The following is a 14719-nucleotide window of genomic DNA, read 5'->3' on the forward strand; positions in this document are numbered from 1 at the left end:
GGCCCGCCGAAGCGGGCCTTCTTGACGGAACGTCAGGCTCCCGGCGGCACCCGGGACGGCCGTCCCGACCCGCGGGTCAGCGTGTATCCGCCGACACCCGCGAGCGCGGCCAGCGCACCCCCGATCGCCGTCCACACCCATCGGTCCGACCACCAGCCGGAGGACCAGCCGTCCTCGGGCTCGATCGCGGACAGCACGGCGGAGTCCTTCGAACCGTCCGTGTCCGCTGAACCGTCCTTGTCCGCCTCGGACTTCACCGCGATCCCCGGCACCAGCGGCTCGGCCAGCGAGCCGTCCACCGCGGCCGCACCGCCGATGTCCTTGGAGTCGACCCGCACCTCGGAGCCCACCGGAAGACCCAGGTCGGCCGTGGTGACACCGACGGCCGTCAGCCGGACGTAGTACGTGCCCGGCAGCGGGTCGTTCGACCAGGTCTCCGACCAGGCGCGGACCGTACGCAGGGTGCAGGACAGCGCCACGCTGCCCACACCCGCCGCGGCGGTGCGCGTCTGGGCGCCGTACTGGCAGGACTGGCGGCGCCGCAGTCCGTCGTACACGTCGAGCTGCCAGGTCTCGGTGGCGTGGGTCTCCGGCAGCTTCACCGTCGCCCGCACGGTGGGCCGTTGAGCGGCGTCCGCGGGGAACGACCAGTACAGGTAGTCGCCCGTGGAGCCGCTCGCCGTGGCGGTCCGGCCCTGCTCGATCTCGGTGGCCGTACGGAAGGACGTGCCCGCCCGGGTGGGCGCGCCGGCGTCCGCCGAGGCCGAATCCGTGGGGGTCGGCGAGGAGTCGGCCGCGGCCGGTGCGACGGCCAGTCCCAGCATCAGCAGGGAAGCGCTCAACACGCGTGTGATCCGCATCAGTTGGTCCTCCAGACCGCGACCCGCCAGCGTGACAGCCAGCCCCACAGCAGACCGGCGACGAACCCGGCGAGGATCAGCGCGCCGAGCAGCCACCAGCCGCGCCCGAGGCCGAAGGAGGCCACGTCGCTCGCCTTCGACGCCCCGTCCACGACGTCCACGGTCAGCTCCAGCGGCAGACCCGGAGTGGTCTTCACCCCGGAGCCGGCCGAGAAGGAGTGGGTGACCTGGAGACACACGGTCTCCGCCGGAGCGTCCTCGTCGTCGGAGTCGCTCTTCGGATAGCGCAGCCCCGTCGAGATCACGTCGGTGCGGCCGTTGCCCGCCGCCTCCCCGCGCACGATCTCCCGGCCGTGCACGGTCACCGCCCGCAGCAGCACGCCGTACGAGGGGTTCACGGCCCGGTCGGCCGCCACGCTCACCGAGGTCCGCAGCTCCTGGCCCGGCTCGACGTCCACCCGGTACCAGCGCTGCCGGGCGAACTCCTCGCGGTCGGTGTACAGCCCGGACTTCAGCGTGGGCGCCGTCGCGCAGGTGTCGGTGCCCTCGGTGGCCACCGGCGTCACCACCGGGTCGGCCGCGCGGTCCACCAACTGGTTCACCTTGTCGGTGAGTTCGTCGGTGTGCTCGACCGAGGTGTAGGTGCCGCCGGTCGCCTCGGCGATACAGCTGAGCTGCCTGCTCAGCTTGGTGTTCGGGACCAGGCCGAGGGTGTCGATGGTCAGCCCGACCCCCTTCGCGGAGATCTCCCGGGCCACCTCGCACGGGTCGAGCGGCGCGCAGGTGTCCTCGCCGTCGGTGATCAGCACGATCCGCCTGGAGCCGTCGCCCGTGGCGAAGTCGTCGGCCGCCTTCAGCAGCGCGGGCCCGATCGGGGTCCAGCCGGTGGGGGAGAGGGTGGCCACCGCCGTCTTGGCCTCGGTGCGGTCCAGGGTGCTGACCGGGTAGAGCTGCGCGGTGTCCTTGCAGCCCGTCTTGCGGTCGTCGCCCGGGTAGTTGGCGCCGAGGGTCCGGATGCCGAGCTGCACCTCCTCGGGCGTGGCGTCCAGGACCTCGTTGAACGCCCGCTTCGCCGCCGCCATCCGGGTGCCGCCGTCGATGTCCGCTGTCCGCATCGAGCCGCTCACGTCGAGGACGAGGTCGACCTGCGGCGCGCTGCCGCCCGTGGGTTCACCGGCGACCGCCGCGACCGGGAAGGCGATCCCGGCCGTCAGGGCGGCGAGCAGGGCGCACACTCCTGCCGCCCACCGTTTTCTTGTGATCATCGCCGGATCCTATTGATCAGGAGCGCCGCCCTCCAAAACGGCCGCTCACCGCAGGGGGTTGGGCAGCTGCGTCCACTGGTCCCCCGGAGTCCCCGGCGACAGCCGCATCAGCGTCAACGCCTTGGTGGGCAGGGGCTGTTCGAGCAGCGCGGCCAGATCGGGTGTGCGCGGCAGATCCCGTACGGCACTCTCCAGTGCCCCTCGCAACGCGGTCGCCGAACCCGCCGTCCCCGCGAGGGCGCCCGCCACCAGGGAGCCGAACAGCTTGCGCCGCAGGGTGGTCACGTCGTCCGTGACGACCCGTCCGGACAGCTCCGGCACCGGGATGCCGTGCCGGGCCAGCCGGGCCGGGCTGATCCGGACGTCGGCGAGGTCCCGGTAGACCAGCCGGACCGGCGCTCCGGACGGCGACAGGACGACGAGGAGGTTCTGGCCGTGGGCCTCCAGGGCCACCCCGAGCTCCAGCAACCGCAGCCCCGCTGTGAGGGCCAGCCGGGCGAACTCCGCCAGCCAGCCGGGGGATTCGGGCAGCTCGGTGGTGGCGAGGGCCGCCACCGGCAGGACCCGCTCGCCGTGCACCCGCGGAGACTCCCGCAACACGGCCGCCAGGTCCGGGGAGTTGGCCGTGGCCGCTCCCAGAGTGCGGGTGAAGTGCAGCAGTCCGTCCATGCGGTGGGTCAGCGCCTCCGCGAACTCGGAGAGCGTGGCGGACATGCCGATCGAGTACACCGAGATGTCCCGCACCGAGGACGTGAGACGGGCGCTCAGGGCGGTCTTGACGTGCCGGTCGCCGGCCACGGCCAGGGTGCGCAGGGACATCAGCGGGTGGGCGTCGAGGCCCTGTGAGGTGCGCCGCTTCAGGACGTGCTCCGCCTGCCAGGGATGCACCGGCAGCAACAAGCGCTCCCCGTCGCGGAACTCGTCGGGCCACTCCCCGGTCACCAGGCACTCGGCCGCCGGGACCGGCACGAACCCGAGCCGTACCAGGGGCCGGTGCTCGGGGCCGTAGGCCAGCTGCTCGGCCACCGAGAAGCCGGGCCGGGAACGGCAGTTGGGGTGGTAGGGGTGTCCGTCGACGACCCGCTGCTCCCACTCCCAGTCGTGCGCAGGCCACTGCGGGGAGCGGGGCTCCTGGGTCGTCCTCGACAGCGCCAACGAGGCGACGCTGTCGGCGAGTTCGGCCGCGAGGTCCGTGGCGTGCGGGACGCCGAGGTCGGTCATCAGGTGCTCGGGGCGGTCGTACGCGGTTCCGTCGAGCCGCACGGCCCTCACGTAGGCGGCGGTGGCGTACGGGTCCGGGTGCGGGCCGTGCAGCCGGCGGCCGTCCGAGAGGCGCAGGGCGAGACCCTCCCGGCCCGGCTCCCGCGCCACGACCCAGGGCAGCGGCTCGTGCGTGAGCCCACGCCACAACCGGGACAGCACGGCCGCCCGGGCGCCGGGCAGCTCGGCCGCGTACCGCTCCGCGAGGTCGGGGCGTACGACGGCCAGCTCTTCGGCGAACTCGGCCTCGGCGGGACGGGGACGGTGCACGGGGGGACTCCTCGGGTACGACCGGTGGCACGGTGGGTGGGTGACGGCAGACATACTGATCGTCATCGCCCCAGATGAACCGTAGAGAACGAGTGGATCGCGTGGACCACCTGCCCCCGCCGGCCGACGCCGTCGCACACCGTGCCGACGCGTACGCGGCGGCGCCCCTGCTCAACTGTCTGCTGCGCGAGGTGGCCGAACGGCTCCCGGAACCCGGCGACCGCCCGGTGTACCGGCTCCCCGACGGACGGCTGCTCCGGGTGCGCGGCGAGCGGCGGCCCGCCGAACCCGAGGTGCGCACGGCGGGTGCCTGGCGGCGCGTGAGCCACACCGAACTCGTCAAACTCGTCGCCGAGGAACTGACCCGGCACACCGGACTGTCCAACCACGACCTGCCCGCCGAGATGCTCGACAGCCGGGACGCGGTGGCCGCCCTGCTCGCGGCCAGGGACCGGTCGACGGCACCCGGCGACCCGTATCTGCGCTCCGAGCAGTGCCTCGTCACCGGCCATCCGTACCACCCCGCGCCCAAGGCCCGCGGCGGCGGTCCCGTCGCCGCCTGGCTGCCGTACGCCCCCGAGGCCCACGTCCGGTTCCCCCCGGTCCTGCTCGGTGTGCGTGAGGACGCCGTCGTCGAGGAGGGCGACACCGCGGCCCTCGACGCGCTCGGCGAGGCCCCGCCCGGCTACCGGCTGCTCCCGGCCCACCCCTGGCAGCTGGATCTCGTGAGCTGCGCGGAGGCCTTCGCGGACGGCCGCCTGGTCCGGCTCGGCACGACCGGCTTCGAGGTCTGGCCGACGGCGGCGATCCGCACGGTGTACGCCCCCGCGCGCGACCTCTTCCTGAAGTTCAGCCTGGACGTGCGCATCACGAACGACATCCGCCGGCTCTGGCGTCACGACCTGCTCGAACTCCGCCGTACGGATGAAGCGGTGGTGCGAGCCTTCGCCCAGGGCCCCGGCCCCGCCTCCGCGGGGAGCGCGCGCCCCGCCGCCTGGCTGAGCGACCGCGGCTACCGCACCGCCGACTTCGCCTTCGAGGAGCTCGCCGTCCTGGTCCGCGACGGCCTGCACGACCATGTGCGGCCCGGGGCGACCCCGCTGCTCGCCGCGGCCCTGGTGGAGGGCTTCGAGGGCAACCCGCTCGACACCGCCGAGGACCCGGGCGCCTGGTGGGAGGCGTATCTGCGCGCGGTCGTACCGCCCGTCCTCACGGCCTTCGCCGACCACGGCGTCGTCCTCGAAGCGCACCTTCAGAACACCCTGGTCGCCGTGGCCGACGACGGTACGCCCGTGCAGGCACTGTTCCGGGACGCCGAGGGCGTGAAGCTGCTGCCGGACGTGCCGCGCGCGCAGGGGTGGGAGCGGCTGGTGTACTGCCTGGTCGTGAACCACCTGTGGGAGATCGCCGCGGCCCTCGCCGAACGCCGGCCCGGCTTCGACCCGTGGCCCGCCGCCCGCCGCGAGCTGGCGCGCCACGCCCTCCCGGAAGCCGCCGCCCTCCTCACCGCGCCCACCCTCCCCGGCAAGACGAACCTGCTGCTGAGGTGGACGGGCGCGGACGGTGCGGCCGCCCGGTATCTTCCGCTGCCGAACCCGTTGGCCGACGCATGACCTGAACTACCCTGGCCGGTGTGCTGCGCGCTGTGACTGCTGTTCGATACGTGACCCCGCTGAGGTCCGGCGGCTCCGTGCCCGCAGTCGTCGAGGCCGACGACCTGGGGACGTACGTCGTGAAGTTCACCGGCTCCGCCCAGGGCCGCAAGGCGCTGGTCGCCGAGGTGATCGTCGGTGAGCTGGCCAGGGCGCTGGGGCTGCGCTTCCCGGAGCTGGTCCTCGTGCACTTCGACCCGGCGATCGCCGACAGTGAGCCGCACCAGGAGGTGCGGGACCTCCACACGGCGAGCGCGGGCGTGAACCTCGGCATGGACTACCTGCCGGGCGCCCGCGACTTCACCCCCGAGGTCGCGAAGACGTTCCCGGTGGACCCGGTGGAGGCCGGCCGGATCGTCTGGCTCGACGCGCTCACCGTCAACGTCGACCGTACGGTCCACAGCTCCAACCTGATGATCTGGCCGACCCTCGGCGTCGCACCCCCGCGCCTGTGGCTGATCGACCACGGCGCCGCCCTCGTCTTCCACCACCGCTGGGAGGGCACCGACCCGGCGAAGTCCTACGACCTGCGCCACCACGCCCTCGGCCACTACGGCCCGGACGTGCGGGCCGCCGACGCGGAACTCGCGCCCAAGGTCACCCTCGACCTCCTGCGCGAGGTCACCGCGGCCGTCCCCGACGCCTGGCTCACCGACTTCGCGACCCCGGCCGAGGCCCGCGAGGCCTATGTGACCCATCTCCACGCGCGCGTGCGGGCCTCCGAGGCCTGGCTGCCCACCGGCTTCCCCACCCGGGAGGAACTCGCCGCCGAGGAGGCCCTTCGCGCGGCGCGGACACAGGAAGGCCGGCCCCAGTGGCTGAAGCGGGTCCCCGACCTGCACGGCAAACCGGCCGCGGAACAGGATTGGTCGGTGCACCTCGGATGAGCCCCGTCGTACAGATCGAGTACTGCACCCAGTGCCGCTGGCTGCCCCGCGCGGCCTGGCTGGCGCAGGAGCTGCTCACGACCTTCGAGACCGAACTGACCGAGCTGTCGCTCAAGCCCGGCACGGGCGGCGTCTTCGTGGTCCGGGTCGACGACGAGGTGGTCTGGGACCGCAAGGAGCAGGGGTTCCCGGAGCCCACGGCGGTCAAGCAGGCCGTACGCGACCGAGTGGCCCCGGACAAGTCCCTGGGCCACTCGGACAAGTGAGCGTCGCGGGTCAGCCGCGCAGCTGCTCGTAGGCCGGCAGCGTGAGGAAGTCCGCGTAGTCCTCGTCCAGGGAGACCTCCAGCAGCAGGTCGTGGGCCTGCTGCCAGTGTCCGGCGGCGAACGCCTCCTCGCCGAGTTCGGCACGGATGGTCGCGAGCTCCTCGGCGGCGACCTTGCGGGCCAGCTCCGGCGTGGCCTTCTCGCCGTTCTCGAACTCGACGCCCGCGTTGATCCACTGCCAGATCTGCGAGCGCGAGATCTCGGCGGTGGCCGCGTCCTCCATCAGGTTGAAGATGGCGACCGCGCCGAGCCCGCGCAGCCAGGCCTCGATGTAACGGATGCCGACCTGCACGGCGTTGACCAGTCCGGGGTACGTCGGCTTCGCCTTCAGGGAGTCGATCGCGATGAGGTCGGCCGCCTCGACGTGGACGTCCTCGCGCAGGCGGTCCTTCTGGTTCGGCCTGTCGCCGAGGACCTTGTCGAAGGACTCCATGGCGATCGGGACCAGGTCGGGGTGGGCGACCCAGGAGCCGTCGAAGCCGTCGGCGGCCTCGCGGTCCTTGTCGGCGCGGACCTTCTCGAAGGCGACCTTGTTGACCTCGGCGTCCCGGCGCGACGGGATGAAGGCCGCCATGCCGCCGATCGCGTGCGCGCCGCGCTTGTGGCAGGTGCGGACGAGGAGTTCGGTGTAGGCCCGCATGAACGGGGCCGTCATCGTGACCGCGTTGCGGTCGGGCAGGACGAACTTGGCGCCGCCGTCACGGAAGTTCTTCACGATGGAGAACAGGTAGTCCCAGCGGCCCGCGTTCAACCCCGAGGCGTGGTCGCGGAGTTCGTAGAGGATCTCCTCCATCTCGTACGCGGCCGTGATCGTCTCGATCAGCACGGTGGCGCGGATGGTGCCCTGCGGGATGCCGCAGTACTCCTGCGCGAAGACGAACACGTCGTTCCACAGCCGCGCTTCGAGGTGCGACTCGGTCTTCGGGAGGTAGAAGTACGGGCCCTTGCCGAGGTCGAGCAGGCGCTGCGCGTTGTGGAAGAAGTACAGGCCGAAGTCGACCAGGGCGCCGGGCACCTGGACACCGTTCGCGTCGACCAGGTGCCGCTCGTTGAGATGCCAGCCGCGCGGACGCATGACGACGGTGGCGAGCTCCTCGTCGGCCTTGAGCGCGTACGACTTGCCCGACTTCTCGTCCGTGAAGTCGATGTTCCGGGTGTACGCGTCGGCCAGGTTCACCTGCCCGAGCACGACGTTCTCCCACGTCGGCGCGGAGGCGTCCTCGAAGTCCGCGAGCCACACCCTGGCACCGGAGTTGAGGGCGTTGATGGTCATCTTGCGGTCGGTGGGACCGGTGATCTCGACCCGGCGGTCGTCCAGGGCCGCGGGGGAGGGCGCCACCTTCCAGGAGTCGTCCGCGCGGATCGCGGCGGTCTCCGGGAGGAAGTCGAGCGTGGAGGTGCGGGCGATCTCGGCGCGGCGCTCACCGCGGCGCGCGAGCAGCTCGTCCCGCCGGGGCGTGAACCGCCGGTGCAGTTCGGCCACGAAGGCGAGGGCCGCCTCGGTGAGGACCTCCTCCTGCCGCGGCAGGGGCTCGGCGTCGACGATGGCCAGCGGGGACGGCGCTGGTGCGGACATGAGCTGTCACTTCCTTCAGCGGTGGCACCGGGTGCCAGTCGAACCGGGTACGGCGAGGAGCGCTCCGGGAGCGGTAGGGCGCTTCTGACCAGTGGATACTAGTTTCCTCATCGTGGAATTTCAATGGTTTGTTGATGTCGAGATTCTCCGGGTCGAGGCAATGTGGCGCTCAGTGTCACCCCCCTCACTCCAGGTGCGCGAGATCCGCGACCGTGTCGATGTCGTACGGCTGCGCCACGTCCCCGCACTCGACGAGCACGAGCGCCTTCCGGTGCTCCTTCAGATAGGCGCGTGCCCCTTGGTCGCCGGTCGCAGTCGCGGCGACCGGGGCCCAGTGCGCGGCGCCCAGCAGGACGGGATGGCCGCGCACCCCGTCGTAGGCCGCCGAGACCAGCGAGGTCTCGTCCTCGTACGCGGCGAGCACCCGGCGCATCGCCCGCGCCCCGATGCCGGGCTGGTCGACGAGCGAGACCAGCGCCGCCCGTGCCGTCGTCCCGGCGAGCGAGTCGAGTCCGGCCCGCAGCGACGACCCCATGCCCTCGGCCCACTCCGGGTTCTCCACGAGCACGCTGTCACCGAGCTCCGCCCGCTCCCGTACGGCCGCCGCGGCCGCCCCCAGGACCACGTGCACCCGGGTGCAGCCCGCCGCGCGCAGGACGCCCACCGCGTGTTCGACGAGCGGGCGGCCCCGGTGTGCGAGCAGTGCCTTGGGCCGGCCGCCGAGCCGCCGCCCGCCACCCGCGGCCAGGAGCAGCCCGGCGACCTGCTGTTCGTTCTCCGTCATGCGTCCTGCATACCTGACGGGCCGGGGTCCGCCGGGTTTCCACGAGTTGAATTTCGGTCCGCATGGTGGCGTCCGGCGCCCCGCGTGGCGTTTACTGACCCGCGTCCCTGGGCGCCTGACCAACGCCGTGGGGAAATCAGGGTGCAGGCGTGTGCGGGGGAGAGCTGTGTTGCGGAGCTTGGGGCAGAGACCGGTGAGCGGCAGCGACAACGATCCGAGAGTGGCGGAACTGCGGACCGCGGTGTCCCGGCTGCGCCGCGAACTCGCCGCGCACCCGGCCGAGTTCCCCGACCGGGACATCGCCGAGGACGAACTCGCCGCGCTGGCCGCCATGACGATCGACGGTACCCCCGAAGTCCCGCGCCTGCGAAGGTCGTTGCTGCTGATCGCGGGGGCGATCGGGTCGGTGAGCGCGTTGTCGGTGAGACTGGCCGAGGTGCGCAACGCGGTGGAACTGTTCGGGGAGCCGCGCCCCTAGCCGGTGAACGACCCCCGCCGCGAGGCGCTCACGCCGGGTTCTGGGTGGCCAGTGCCTCGGACAGCTCGCCGGCCACCTGCTGGAGCACCGGCACGATCTTCTCGGTGGCCGCCTCGGTGACCCGCCCCGCCGGACCGGAGATCGAAATGGCGGCTGCGGTAGGGGAGTTGGGCACCGAGACCGCGAGGCAGCGGACGCCGATCTCCTGCTCGTTGTCGTCGACGGCGTACCCCTGGGCGCGCACGTCCACCAGGGCCGCGAGGAAGCCGTCCGGCGTGGTGATCGTCTTCTCGGTCGCGGCCGGCATGCCGGTCCGGGCGAGGAGTGCGCGCACCTCGTGGTCGGGGGTGTTGGCGAGCAGGGCCTTGCCGACCCCCGTGGAGTGCGGCAGGACACGCCGGCCGACCTCGGTGAACATCCGCATCGAGTGCTTGGAGGGCACCTGGGCGACGTAGACGATCTCGTCCCCGTCCAGCAGCGCCATGTTGGCCGTCTCGCCGGTCTCCTCGACCAGCCGGGCCAGGTACGGGCGGGCCCAGGTGCCGAGCAGCCGGGAGGCCGACTCGCCGAGCCGGATCAGGCGCGGGCCGAGGGCGTAGCGGCGGTTGGGCTGCTGGCGGACGTACCCGCAGGACACGAGCGTGCGCATCAGGCGGTGGATGGTGGGCAGCGGCAGTCCGCTGCTCGCGGACAGCTCGCTCAGTCCGACCTCTCCGCCCGCGTCCGCCATCCGCTCCAGCAGATCGAAGGCGCGCTCGAGGGACTGCACCCCGCCGGCGGACTTGGCGGAGTCGGTGGTGCTGGCGCTGGACGTCGGCACGGCGCGTTCCTTTCGGGGCTGCCTTCGGGGCGGGGCAGGAAGGAGCAGAAGCCTACCCGGCAGTCGGTTGACTCCCCGCTGGTGCATAGCTACGTTCTGCCTGCTGGAAGTTTAATTCCGCTTTATGGAAACGTCCAGAGAGTCGGCCTCGGGTGCACTCTGAGGAAGTGTGCCCTTGACGGCACTCGAACGGGAGTGAAGACTCCTTCAACAGAAAGTTGAATTCCGTTACGCGGAAGTTAACGACGGCAGAGAGGGGTCCGGGTGTCCGACACTGAACTGGTGCTGCGCTCGACGCGCGTCATCACACCCGAGGGGACGCGGGCCGCGTCGGTCGCCGTCGCCGGCGGAAGGATCACGGCCGTACTGCCGTACGACGCTCCCGTGGCGGAGGGCGCCCGCCTGGAGGACCTCGGCGACGACGTCCTGCTGCCCGGCCTGGTCGACACCCACGTGCACGTCAACGACCCCGGCCGCACCGAGTGGGAGGGCTTCTGGACCGCGACCCGCGCGGCGGCGGCCGGCGGCATCACCACCCTCGTCGACATGCCGCTCAACTCCCTGCCGCCCACGACGACCGTCGACCACCTCCGCACGAAGCGGGAGGTCGCCGCCGACAAGGCCCACATCGACGTCGGCTTCTGGGGCGGCGCGCTGCCCGACAACGTCAAGGACCTGCGCCCGCTGCACGAGTCCGGTGTCTTCGGCTTCAAGGCGTTCCTGTCGCCCTCGGGCGTGGACGAGTTCCCGCACCTGGACCAGGACGGGCTGGCCCGGTCGCTGGCCGAGATCGCCTCCTTCGGCGGCCTGCTGATCGTGCATGCGGAGGACCCGCACCACCTGGAGGCCGCCCCGCAGCAGGGCGGTCCGAAGTACGCCGACTTCCTGGCCTCCCGCCCGCGGGACGCCGAGGACACCGCGATCGCCCAACTCATCGCGCAGGCCAAGCGGTTGGACGCGCGCGTGCACGTGCTGCACCTGTCGTCCAGCGACGCGCTCCCGCTGATCGCCGAGGCCAAGGCGGACGGGGTGCGCATCACGGTCGAGACCTGCCCGCACTACCTGACGCTGACCGCCGAGGAAGTCCCGGACGGGGCCAGCGAGTTCAAGTGCTGCCCGCCCATCCGGGAGTCCGCCAACCAGGACCTGCTGTGGCAGGCGCTGGGGGACGGCACCATCGACTGTGTGGTCACCGACCACTCGCCGTCCACGGCCGACCTGAAGACGGACGACTTCGCCACGGCCTGGGGTGGCATCTCCGGCCTCCAGCTGAGCCTCGCGGCGGTCTGGACCGAGGCCCGCAGGCGCGGCCACTCCCTGGAGGACGTCGTGCGCTGGATGTCCGCGCGGACCTCCCAACTGGTCGGCCTGGACCGCAAGGGCGCCATCGAGGCCGGCCGCGACGCCGACTTCGCGGTCCTCGCCCCCGACGACACCTTCACCGTGGACCCGGCGGCCCTCCAGCACCGCAACCGCGTCACCGCGTACGCGGGCAAGACCCTGTACGGAGTGGTGAGGTCGACCTGGCTGCGCGGCCAACGCATCGTGTCGGACGGCGAGTTCACGCCCCCGACGGGTCGACTGCTCACCCGTACGCCCTGATCCCACCCGCACCGGCCCACTCCCGAAAGGCACATGTACGTGACGGCGATTCCCAGCTTCACCGGCGACGCGAACCCGTACGGCGGCGGTGACCCCTACGCGGACTACCGCACCGCCGACTTCCCCTTCACCCAGTACGCCGACCTCGCCGCACGGACCCTCGGGGCCTCCGTCATCGCCGCCAACGACGAGTTCTTCGCCCAGCGCGAGAACCTGCTGATGCCCGGGCGGGCGGAGTTCGACCCCGAGCACTTCGGGCACAAGGGCAAGATCATGGACGGCTGGGAGACACGGCGCCGCCGGGGCGCCTCCGCCGGACACCCCTGGCCGACGGCGGAGGACCACGACTGGGCGCTGGTGCGGCTCGGCGCGCCCGGCGTGATCCGGGGGATCGTGGTCGACACGGCGCACTTCCGCGGGAACTACCCGCAGGCGGTGTCGGTGGAGGGCACGTCCGTCGCCGGTTCCCCCTCCCCCGAGGAGCTGCTGGGCGACGACGTGAAGTGGACGACGCTGGTCCCGCGGACGCCGGTCGGCGGCCACGCCGCGAACGGCTTCGAGGTGTCCGTGGAGCAGCGTTTCACCCACCTCAGGGTCAACCAGCACCCCGACGGCGGCATCGCCCGCCTGCGCGTGTACGGCGAGGTCGTGCCGGACCCGGCGTGGCTGGAGGTCCTCGGCGCCTTCGACGTGGTCGCGCTGGAGAACGGCGGCCGGGCGGAGGACGCCTCCAACCTGTTCTACTCCCCGGCCTCCAACACCATCCAGCCCGGCCGCTCCCGCAAGATGGACGACGGCTGGGAGACCCGCCGCCGCCGCGACCAGGGCCATGACTGGATCCGCTACCGCCTGGTGGCCCAGTCCCAGATCCGCGCGATCGAGATCGACACGGCGTATCTGAAGGGCAACAGCGCGGGCTGGGCGTCGGTGTCGGTCCGCGACGGCGAGGACGGCGACGGCGGGAACGGCGGCGACTGGCGCGAGATCCTCCCGCGCACCCGGCTTCAGCCCGACACCAACCACCGCTTCGTCCTGCCGGAGCCGACGGTGGGCACGCACGCGCGCGTGGACATCTTCCCGGACGGTGGAATCTCGCGACTGCGACTCTTCGGCTCCCTGACGGAGGCGGGAGCGGCGGCACTGTCGGCCCGTCACCAGGAACTGGGCGGCTGAGCCGGGGCTGGAGGAGTCGAGGAGGGCCGCTGCCTCGCGCGCGTGCCCGGCTCAAGGAGTGGAGGGGGCCGCTGCCTCACGCCGCGTGCCCCGCTCAAGGAGCCGAGGGGGGCCGCTGCCTCGCGCGCGTGCCCGGCTCAAGGAGCGGAGGGGGCCGCTGTCTCACGCCGCGTGCCCCCCGTCCACGGAGAACTCCGCACCGGTGACGTACTCGGCGTCCGCCAGGTAAGCCACCATCGACGCGACCTCCTCCGCCGTCCCGAACCGCCCCACCGCGGTCATCGCGGCCTGTCCCGCCGCGAAGGGCCCGTCCGCCGGATTCATGTCGGTGTCGACGGGCCCGGGATGCACCAGGTTCGCCGTGATCCCGCGCGGCCCCAGCTCCCGCGCGAGGGCCTTCGTCAGCCCGATCAGCGCCGCCTTGCTCGTCGCGTACAGCGTCCCGCCGGGCCCCGGCACCCGCCGGGCCATGCAGCTGCCGATCGTGATGATCCGCCCGCCCTCCCGCATCCGCCCGGCCGCCGCCTGGGAAGCCAGGAACACGCCCCGCACATTGACGGCCAGCACCCGGTCGACGTCCGCGAGGGACAGCTCGTCCAGCGGGCCCAGCACCCCCACGCCCGCGTTGTTCACCAGCACATCCGGCCCGCCGAGCGCCTCCGCCGTACGGCGGACCGCCCCCGCCGCCTCCGCCGGGTCCGCGGAGTCCGCCCGCAGGGCCACGGCCCGCCGCCCCAGCGCCTCGATGCGCCGTACGACGTCGTGGGCCGCCTCCTTGCCGGCCACGTACGTCACGGCCACGTCCGCCCCCTCCCGCGCCAGCCGCAGGGCCGTCGCCGCGCCGATCCCGCGGCCGCCCCCGGTGACGAGCGCGACCTTCCCGGTCAGAGTGCCGTGCGCTGTCGTCATGGTTCCGTGCGTCGTCGTGGTGGTTCCGTGCGTCGTTGTCATGGCACCCATCCCACCGCCCGGACCCCCGAACCGCTGGCGGCGTACGGACACCGACCTCACCCCCGGTCCCGGACCGACGCCGCCCCGTCGATGAGTTGCGGCCGCCGAGGGGGTCTGAGGTGATGAAACAGACCCCCTCGCAGAGAGAAGGCACCCGTCATGGGCAAGCTCGTCTCCCAGATCTTCGTCACCCTCGACGGCGTCTACCAGGCCCCCGGCGGCCAGGAGGAGGACCGCAGGGAGGGCTTCGAGCAGGGCGGCTGGGTCGTCGCGTACGACGACGAGGACTTCGGCCGGTTCGTCGACGAGGTCTTCGACGGCGTCGGAGCGTTCCTCCTGGGCCGCCGTACGTACGACATCTTCGCCGGGTACTGGCCGAAGGTGACCGATCCGGCCAACCCCGTCGCCACGAAGCTCAACGCCCTGCCGAAGTACGTCGTCTCCGCCGGCCTCACCGACCCCGAGTGGTCCGGCACCACCGTGCTCCAGGGGGACCTCGCCAAGGAGGTCACCGCCCTCAAGGAGCGCACCGACGGCGAGCTCCAGGTGCACGGCAGCGGTGTGCTGCTGCGATCTCTGCTGGACCTCGGCCTCGTCGACACCCTCCACCTGATCACGTTCCCGGTCGTGCTCGGCGCGGGCCGCCGCCTCTTCCGGGAGGGCGCCACCCCGACCGCCTTCCGGCACACCGGCGGACGGATCACCTCCACCGGCGTCTCGATCCAGTCGTACGACCTCGCGGGCGCCCCGCGCTACGGCACCTTCGAGCTCCCCGAGACCCCCTGAACGCCCCCTCGGCCCCTGCTGAACCAGCC

14 protein-coding genes are annotated in these 14719 nt (G+C 72.4%); 7 read left to right on the forward strand and 7 right to left on the reverse strand.

Features of this window, described 5'->3' with window-relative positions:
* Positions 1-32: 32 nt before the first annotated feature.
* Genes ACFULQ_RS18200 through ACFULQ_RS18210 form a run of 3 tightly spaced genes read right to left on the reverse strand, consistent with a single transcriptional unit; the run spans position 33 to position 3655 of the window.
* The gene (locus tag ACFULQ_RS18200) at positions 33-860 is read right to left on the reverse strand and encodes a hypothetical protein (protein WP_383544775.1); all 828 of its coding nucleotides are present in this window, start codon (positions 858-860) and stop codon (positions 33-35) included.
* On the reverse strand, positions 860-2125 hold the full coding sequence (locus ACFULQ_RS18205; RefSeq protein WP_383544777.1) for a VWA domain-containing protein: 1266 nt from the start codon (positions 2123-2125) through the stop codon (positions 860-862). Before ACFULQ_RS18205 ends, ACFULQ_RS18200 begins: the two co-directional genes overlap by 1 nt.
* Before the next feature lie 45 nt (positions 2126-2170).
* The gene (locus tag ACFULQ_RS18210; RefSeq protein WP_383544779.1) at positions 2171-3655 is read right to left on the reverse strand and encodes an IucA/IucC family protein; all 1485 of its coding nucleotides are present in this window, start codon (positions 3653-3655) and stop codon (positions 2171-2173) included.
* A gap of 74 nt (positions 3656-3729) precedes the next feature.
* On the opposite strand from ACFULQ_RS18210, the gene ACFULQ_RS18215 reads away from it, so the two are divergent.
* From ACFULQ_RS18215 to ACFULQ_RS18225, 3 genes are read left to right on the forward strand one after another with little or no spacing between them, the layout of a single operon-like run.
* Positions 3730-5268, forward strand: a complete 1539-nt coding sequence (locus ACFULQ_RS18215; RefSeq protein ID WP_383544782.1) for an IucA/IucC family protein — start codon at positions 3730-3732, stop codon at positions 5266-5268.
* A 20-nt stretch (positions 5269-5288) separates the two neighbouring features.
* A complete protein-coding gene (locus tag ACFULQ_RS18220) occupies positions 5289-6194 on the forward strand; it encodes a HipA family kinase (RefSeq protein WP_383544785.1) in 906 nt (301 codons plus the stop codon).
* Positions 6191-6460: a SelT/SelW/SelH family protein gene (locus ACFULQ_RS18225; RefSeq protein WP_383544788.1), complete on the forward strand. Its 270-nt coding sequence runs from the start codon at positions 6191-6193 to the stop codon at positions 6458-6460. The genes ACFULQ_RS18220 and ACFULQ_RS18225 overlap by 4 nt, the downstream gene beginning before the upstream one ends.
* Positions 6461-6470: 10 nt before the next feature.
* Here the strand turns inward: ACFULQ_RS18225 and aceB are convergent, their stop codons facing one another.
* Positions 6471-8096: a malate synthase A gene (gene aceB / locus ACFULQ_RS18230; protein ID WP_383544791.1), complete on the reverse strand. Its 1626-nt coding sequence runs from the start codon at positions 8094-8096 to the stop codon at positions 6471-6473.
* Between the two features lie 184 nt (positions 8097-8280).
* The gene (locus tag ACFULQ_RS18235) at positions 8281-8880 is read right to left on the reverse strand and encodes an NTP transferase domain-containing protein (RefSeq protein ID WP_383544794.1); all 600 of its coding nucleotides are present in this window, start codon (positions 8878-8880) and stop codon (positions 8281-8283) included.
* 166 nt (positions 8881-9046) lie between these two features.
* Between ACFULQ_RS18235 and ACFULQ_RS18240 the strand changes: the two genes are divergently transcribed.
* Positions 9047-9358, forward strand: coding sequence for a DUF5955 family protein (locus ACFULQ_RS18240; protein ID WP_383544797.1), 312 nt, complete (start codon positions 9047-9049; stop codon positions 9356-9358).
* 28 nt (positions 9359-9386) lie between these two features.
* Here the strand turns inward: ACFULQ_RS18240 and ACFULQ_RS18245 are convergent, their stop codons facing one another.
* Positions 9387-10178 carry an IclR family transcriptional regulator gene (locus tag ACFULQ_RS18245; protein WP_123763947.1) on the reverse strand — a complete coding sequence of 264 codons (792 nt, stop codon included), beginning with the start codon at positions 10176-10178 and terminating at the stop codon, positions 9387-9389.
* A gap of 264 nt (positions 10179-10442) precedes the next feature.
* Here ACFULQ_RS18245 and allB point away from each other — a divergent pair, with 264 nt between their 5' ends.
* Positions 10443-11780 (forward strand): allantoinase AllB, encoded by a 1338-nt coding sequence (gene allB / locus ACFULQ_RS18250; RefSeq protein ID WP_383544800.1) that lies wholly within the window; start codon positions 10443-10445, stop codon positions 11778-11780.
* A 39-nt stretch (positions 11781-11819) separates the two neighbouring features.
* Positions 11820-12953, forward strand: a complete 1134-nt coding sequence (gene alc / locus ACFULQ_RS18255) for an allantoicase (RefSeq protein WP_383544803.1) — start codon at positions 11820-11822, stop codon at positions 12951-12953.
* Positions 12954-13115: 162 nt separating this feature from the next.
* Here the strand turns inward: alc and ACFULQ_RS18260 are convergent, their stop codons facing one another.
* Positions 13116-13862 (reverse strand): 3-oxoacyl-ACP reductase family protein, encoded by a 747-nt coding sequence (locus tag ACFULQ_RS18260; RefSeq protein ID WP_383544805.1) that lies wholly within the window; start codon positions 13860-13862, stop codon positions 13116-13118.
* A gap of 201 nt (positions 13863-14063) precedes the next feature.
* On the opposite strand from ACFULQ_RS18260, the gene ACFULQ_RS18265 reads away from it, so the two are divergent.
* Entirely contained in the window at positions 14064-14690 is a 627-nt protein-coding gene (locus ACFULQ_RS18265; protein ID WP_383544808.1) for a dihydrofolate reductase family protein, read from the forward strand.
* Positions 14691-14719: the final 29 nt, after the last annotated feature.

The sequence above is a fragment of the Streptomyces sp. NPDC057253 genome, assembly GCF_042669125.1.
Taxonomy (GTDB): domain Bacteria; phylum Actinomycetota; class Actinomycetes; order Streptomycetales; family Streptomycetaceae; genus Streptomyces.

Bases quoted from the DNA above. Each gene is read 5' to 3' on its own strand.
- ACFULQ_RS18200 (WP_383544775.1), bottom strand. From the start codon at position 860: ATGCGGATCACACGCGTGTTGAGCGCTTCCCTGCTGATGCTGGGACTG.
- ACFULQ_RS18205 (WP_383544777.1), bottom strand. From the start codon at position 2,125: ATGATCACAAGAAAACGGTGGGCGGCAGGAGTGTGCGCCCTGCTCGCC.
- ACFULQ_RS18215 (WP_383544782.1), top strand. From the start codon at position 3,730: ATGAACCGTAGAGAACGAGTGGATCGCGTGGACCACCTGCCCCCGCCG.
- ACFULQ_RS18225 (WP_383544788.1), top strand. From the start codon at position 6,191: ATGAGCCCCGTCGTACAGATCGAGTACTGCACCCAGTGCCGCTGGCTG.
- aceB (WP_383544791.1), bottom strand. From the start codon at position 8,096: ATGTCCGCACCAGCGCCGTCCCCGCTGGCCATCGTCGACGCCGAGCCC.
- ACFULQ_RS18235 (WP_383544794.1), bottom strand. From the start codon at position 8,880: ATGACGGAGAACGAACAGCAGGTCGCCGGGCTGCTCCTGGCCGCGGGT.
- ACFULQ_RS18260 (WP_383544805.1), bottom strand. From the start codon at position 13,862: ATGACGACAGCGCACGGCACTCTGACCGGGAAGGTCGCGCTCGTCACC.
- ACFULQ_RS18265 (WP_383544808.1), top strand. From the start codon at position 14,064: ATGGGCAAGCTCGTCTCCCAGATCTTCGTCACCCTCGACGGCGTCTAC.